Source organism: Mesorhizobium sp. M6A.T.Ce.TU.002.03.1.1, assembly GCF_003997275.1.
GTDB classification, from domain to species: domain Bacteria; phylum Pseudomonadota; class Alphaproteobacteria; order Rhizobiales; family Rhizobiaceae; genus Mesorhizobium; species Mesorhizobium mediterraneum.
The window spans coordinates 1-5,544 of record NZ_RZTI01000218.1; the positions used below are offsets into that span (position 1 = coordinate 1).

The window sequence follows — 5,544 nt, forward strand, 5'->3', positions numbered from 1 at the left end:
GCACGACCATGCCGACCACACCGTCGCCGACGAAGGCCGACAATGACAGAAGCACCGTCCAGCGGGCGGCGAGCAGAAGGTTGCGGACGATATCCCAGAAGGTGAATTCGATCATGACACGCCGGCTCCCAGAGCGCGGCGGCCGCCGCTGACCAGCAGCCGGCGCAGCCCCATCGACAGGACGAGATAGACCATTGTCACCACGAAATAGGTCTCGAAAGCGCGGAAGGTGCGCGCCTGCAGCATGTCGGCCTCGTAGGTCAGCTCACGCACCGCGATCTGCGACACGACGGCGGACTCCAGCATCATGATGACGATCTGGCTGGTCAACGCCGGAAAGATCACCTTGAGCGCCTGCGGCAGCACGATCTTGACGAAGACCTGGCGCGGCCGGAGGCCAAGCGCCAGGGCCGCTTCCGTCTGCCCACGCGGCACGGCGTCGAGCCCGGCGCCGACGATCTCGATCGTGTAGGCCGCCATATTAAGCGTCATCGCCAGCATGGCGGCCAGCACCGGATCGAGCCTTATGCCGATGCTGGGCAGCCCAAAGAAGATGAAGAACAGCTGCACCAGGAACGGCGTGTTCCTGATAATTTCGACATAGACGCCGATCGCCCGCTTGAGCAGCAGGGGGCCGTTTCGCCGCCCCGCCGCGCCGAGGATGCTGAGGAACGTTCCCGCGAGCGTGGTCACGGCGATCAAGAGGATCGTCGTGGCCGCCCCTCGCGCGATCGCGCCTGTCGCATCGGCAAGCCAGCCGAAGTCGAGGCTGTAGCCCATGATAGGTCCTGACCTAGGAATCAATCCTTGAGGTTGTCGGGATTGAGCGGCGTCTTGAGCCAGGCCTTCGAGCTTTCGTCCAGCTTGCCGTCGGCCAGCATCTTGGCGATCGCGTCGTTGACGGCCTGCTTCAGGCGGTCCTCGTTCTTGTTGAGGCCGATATGCGAGGGTGAGGTGAGGAGCTGGAACTTCTGCTCCGGCTTCAGCGCCTCTTGGCGGGCGAGCACCTGAGCGCCGACGTCGTTGCCGACGACCATCAGCTGGGTCTGGCCCGAGATGAAGGCCTGGATGACGGAATTATAGTTGTCGAAACGGCGGATATCGGCCGAGGCGGGTGCTGCCTCGGTAAGCGACGTATCTTCCAGCGTGCCGCGGTTGACGGCGATCGACTTGTCGGCGAGGTCGTCCTTGCCTTCGACCTTGAGCGCGGCCGGGCCAATCACGGCGATATAATAGGGTGCATAGGCGGCGGCGAAATCGATCACCTGCTCACGCTCCTTGGAGTAGCCGACGCTCATCAGGATATCGACGCGCTTGTCGGTAAGATACGGGATGCGGTTCTGGCCGGTCACGCTGACCAAATTGAGCTTGACCTTGAGCTGGTCGGCGATGAACTGCGCCACGTCGATGTCATAGCCTTTGATGCTCATATCGGCACTGGCCGAGGAGAAGGGCGGAAAGTCGGAGAAAATGCCGACATTGATGGCGCCGGCCTTGGTGATGTCATCGACCGCGTCGGCATTGGCGGCTTGGGTGGCGAGACCAAAACCGGCGAGCATCAGCGCGGCGGCGATGGATGATTTGATCTTCATTTGAAATGTCATTGTCGTTCCCCTGCTGGAAGCTTGTTTTGTTTGAATGCGGCCGCCGGCTCCAGCGCGGCGGTCGCCTTGGATTGGTGTCGGGCTCCCTCAGGCTCCCTTGCCTGTTATCGCCGGGCTGAAGACCATCAGGCTGAGGATTTCGAACAGCACCTGCGCGCCGGCATGTGCCGTGTTGGTGGTCGCGTCATATTGCGGCGCCACCTCTACGACGTCGCCGCCGACAATGTTGAGGCCCTTCAGGCCGCGCAGCAGTTCAAGCACTTCCCGCGTCGTCAGCCCGCCGACTTCCGGCGTGCCGGTGCCCGGCGCGAAGGCCGGATCGACGCTGTCGATGTCGAAGGACACATAGGTCGGCCCGTCGCCGACGATTTTTCGCGCCTTCTCGATGATGGCGGGGACGCCGAGGCCGGTCACCTCTTCGGCATGCACGACGGTCATGCCGGATTCGTAGGTGAACTCCCATAGATATTCGGCCGAGCCGCGGATGCCGATCTGGATAGTGCGGGTCGGGTCGAGCACGCCGTCCAGCACCGCGTTGCGGAACGGCCCGCCATGATGGAACTTGGTCATGTCGAACAGGCCGCTGGTGTCGCAATGGGCGTCGATGTGGATCATGCCGACCGGCGCCTTTTTGCCGACGGCCTTCAGGATCGGATGGCTGATCGAATGATCGCCGCCGACCGAAAGCGGAATGACGCCGGCGTCGACGATCTGGTTGGTGCGGCGCTCGATGTCGTCATGGCTGGTTTCTAGCCGGTAGCGGCTCTGGAACGGCACGTCACCGATGTCGGCCACCTTCAGCTCGTGCGTCGGGGCGCATTCCAGCACATGATTGTAGGGCCCGATGCGCTCGATGGCGCGCAGCGCCCTTGGCCCGAAGCGGGCGCCCGGCCGGTTGGTGACGCCGAGGTCCATCGGCACGCCGATCATCGCCACCTGCAGATCGCCGAAATCCGGATTGTCGGCGGCAATTTGCCGGTAGGGCGCGGCGAGGAAGGTCGGGATGCCGGAATAGGGCGCCAGCCGCGTGCCGCTCTTGGAAAAGATTTTGTCGGCGACCTTCCGGAATTTCGGGTCGAACATCTCGCCGCCATGGCTTTCGCCATATTTGCGACGCAACGCTTCGAGCTTGCCGCTGTTATAACCCATGTCGGTCCTCCATGGCTGGCGCAGTGCGGCCATCAATGACGGTCGCCATCCCGCCGGCTGCCTGCGCATTTCAGGTCTTGATACTGTTCCCGGGCAAAGTGTCTTGTAGCCGCATTGAAAAATCAATTGATATTGTTAGGGTCTTCGCTGTGAGGAAATCTCACATCAATGTTGAGCACGACCTTGTCCGAAAACCGGGTCCCACTTCTCGGGATCGTGCTCCAGCGGGAATCTGATGGCCAAGCGTCTGCCACCTTTGAATCCATTGCGGGCCTTCGAGGCGACGGCGCGTCACGCCTCGCTGACCAAGGCGGCAGCTGAGTTGAACGTCACCCATGGCGCCATCAGCCATCAGATCAAGGCGCTCGAACAATCGCTTGGCGTCAAGCTGTTCGAGCGCGCCGGTCAGCGGGTGAAGCTGACGCCGCACGGCGCCGAATTGCTGCCGGCAGTGTCGACCGCCTTCGACGGCATCGCTGCCGCCACGCAGCGCATGACCAGGCCGGCGAGCACCGGCGCCTTGTCGGTGTCTTGTGTGCCGGCGCTGCTGCTGCTGTGGATGATCCCGCGGCTCGGCAGCTTCACCTCGCAATACCCTGATATCAGGCTGACGCTGATCCCATCCAATGACGCCAAGGACATCCGCGCGCCGCATATCGACATCTGCGTGCACTATGGCGACGGCAGCTGGACCGATTGCTGGATGCGCAAATGGTCGGGCCTCGAGCTGTTCCCGGTGGTCAGTCCGACGCTGATCAACAACCGTCCGATCCGCACCGTGCGCGATCTCGCCGATCATGTCTTCCTGCATGGCGACGACGGCCGTGAATGGCACACCTGGCTGGCCGCCGCCGACGCGCTGGACCTGGAGCGCGGCCGCCGCCATCATCTCGGCGACGCGCGCATGGCGAGCGAGGCTGCGGTTCATGGTCATGGCGTGGCGCTTGGCGATACAGTGACGGCAAGCGGGCTGCTCGCCAGGGGGCTGCTTGTCGCGCCGTTCAGCCTGTCGGTGCCGGCGGTCGACGATTTCTACGTCGTCTGTCGCAACGAGATGAGGTCGGCGCCGATCGTGCAGCTGTTCATCGACTGGCTGTTTGCCGAAAAGGAGCAGGCTGACGGCCGCGCCGATGCGCCGGTGGCGGGCCGCATCGGCATCCGCAGGAAGCGCCCGGCGCTGCGAGTGGTCGGCAACAAAACCGCGTCCTGAGGCTGCAATTGCCGAAGCCGCATACATGCCGCCGGCTCTCTTTTTGTCGGGCCAGCCCGCAAAGCGGGAAGCGCATTCAAAAATTCAATGCTAAGAGGCTTCCGCAGGAAGCGAGCAGTGAAGGCGGCATCGAGACATGACTAAGACCGATATAGCGCGGCGCGTCTACAACCACACCTGGAAGCTCGACCCGATCGTCCGCAGCCTGCTCGACACCGATTTCTACAAGCTGCTGATGCTGCAGATGATCTGGGGCATGTATCCCAAGGTCGATGCCACCTTCTCACTGATCAACCGCACCACCTCGGTCCGCCTTGCTGACGAGATCGACGAGGCGGAACTGCGTGATCAGCTCGACCATGCCCGCACCTTGCGCTTCTCCAAGAAGGAGATGATCTGGCTTGGCGGCAACACCTTCTATGGCCGCAAGCAGATATTCGAGCCGGAGTTCCTCGCCTGGCTCGAAGATTTCCAACTGCCGGAATACGAGCTTTCCAAGCGCGATGGCCAGTACGAATTGAGCTTCAGCGGTCCGTGGATGTACACGACGCTGTGGGAGATCCCGGCGCTCGCAATCATTAATGAGCTTCGTTCACGCGCGGCCATGCGGGCGTTCGGACCTTTTGCGCTCGACGTGCTCTATGCCCGCGCCAAGGCCAAGATGTGGGCCAAGACCGAGCGGCTGAAAGCGCTGCCCGATATCCGCATTTCGGATTTCGGCACACGCCGCCGCCATTCTTTCCTGTGGCAGCGCTGGTGCGTCGAGGCGCTCAAGGAAGGCATCGGCGAGGCTTTCACCGGCACCTCCAACGTGCTGCTCGCCATGGACAACGACCTCGAAGCGCTCGGTACCAACGCGCATGAACTGCCGATGGTGTTCGCCGCGCTCGCCAATTCGGAAAAGGAACTGAAACAGTCGCCCTACAAGGTGCTGCAGGACTGGCAGCGCTATTATGGCGGCAATTTGCTGATCGTGCTGCCGGACACCTTCGGCACCGCGGCGTTCCTGCGTGATGCGCCGGAGTGGATCGCCGACTGGACCGGTTTTCGCCCCGACAGCGCGCCGCCGATCGAAGGCGGCGAAAAGATCCTTTCCTGGTGGCGCGAAAAGGGCAAGGACCCCAGGCAGAAGCTGCTGATCTTCTCCGACGGTCTCGAGGTCGAGACCATCGAGGAAACCTACCGCCATTTCCACGGCAAGGTGCGCATGTCGTTCGGCTGGGGCACCAACCTGACCAATGATTTCGAGGGCTGCGCGCCGACCGACACCAACCGGCTCGACGCCATCTCGCTGGTCTGCAAGGTCACCGAGGCCAATGGCCGCCCGGCGGTCAAGCTCTCCGACAACCCGGCCAAGGCGACCGGCGACGAGAAGGAGATCGAGCGTTACATCAGGATCTTTGGCGAGAAAGACCGCGTGGAGCAGCTGGTCAAGGTGTGAGGGTGAGGGAACTCTTGCACAGTATGAGTTCCTTCGCGCCGCCCTCTGTCCTGCCGGACATCTCCCCCACGAGGGGGGAGATTGGCTGTCATCTACACCTTCGCCAATCTCCAACATCGCATGGAAGGCGCCGATCGAGC

The 5,544-nt window shown here is 62.6% G+C and carries 5 protein-coding genes and 1 pseudogene; 2 read left to right on the plus strand and 4 right to left on the minus strand.

Features of this window, described 5'->3' with window-relative positions:
• The 4 genes and pseudogenes from EOC93_RS35185 to speB form a co-directional block, all read right to left on the minus strand.
• Positions 1-115: pseudogene (locus EOC93_RS35185) on the minus strand (amino acid ABC transporter permease); the annotation flags it as partial.
• Positions 112-780 (minus strand): amino acid ABC transporter permease, encoded by a 669-nt coding sequence (locus EOC93_RS32340; RefSeq protein WP_127206635.1) that lies wholly within the window; start codon positions 778-780, stop codon positions 112-114. The gene EOC93_RS32340 and the pseudogene EOC93_RS35185, both read right to left, overlap by 4 nt.
• 20 nt (positions 781-800) lie before the next feature.
• On the minus strand, positions 801-1,604 hold the full coding sequence (locus EOC93_RS32345; protein WP_095484580.1) for a transporter substrate-binding domain-containing protein: 804 nt from the start codon (positions 1,602-1,604) through the stop codon (positions 801-803).
• An 87-nt stretch (positions 1,605-1,691) separates the two neighbouring features.
• Positions 1,692-2,753: an agmatinase gene (gene speB, locus EOC93_RS32350; RefSeq protein ID WP_127206636.1), complete on the minus strand. Its 1,062-nt coding sequence runs from the start codon at positions 2,751-2,753 to the stop codon at positions 1,692-1,694.
• A gap of 235 nt (positions 2,754-2,988) precedes the next feature.
• Here speB and gcvA point away from each other — a divergent pair, with 235 nt between their 5' ends.
• Together gcvA and pncB are read left to right on the plus strand one after the other, a co-directional pair.
• Positions 2,989-3,963, plus strand: coding sequence for a transcriptional regulator GcvA (gene gcvA, locus EOC93_RS32355; RefSeq protein WP_095484579.1), 975 nt, complete (start codon positions 2,989-2,991; stop codon positions 3,961-3,963).
• Positions 3,964-4,099: 136 nt separating this feature from the next.
• Positions 4,100-5,404, plus strand: coding sequence for a nicotinate phosphoribosyltransferase (pncB, locus tag EOC93_RS32360; protein WP_095484578.1), 1,305 nt, complete (start codon positions 4,100-4,102; stop codon positions 5,402-5,404).
• Positions 5,405-5,544 lie beyond the last annotated feature (140 nt).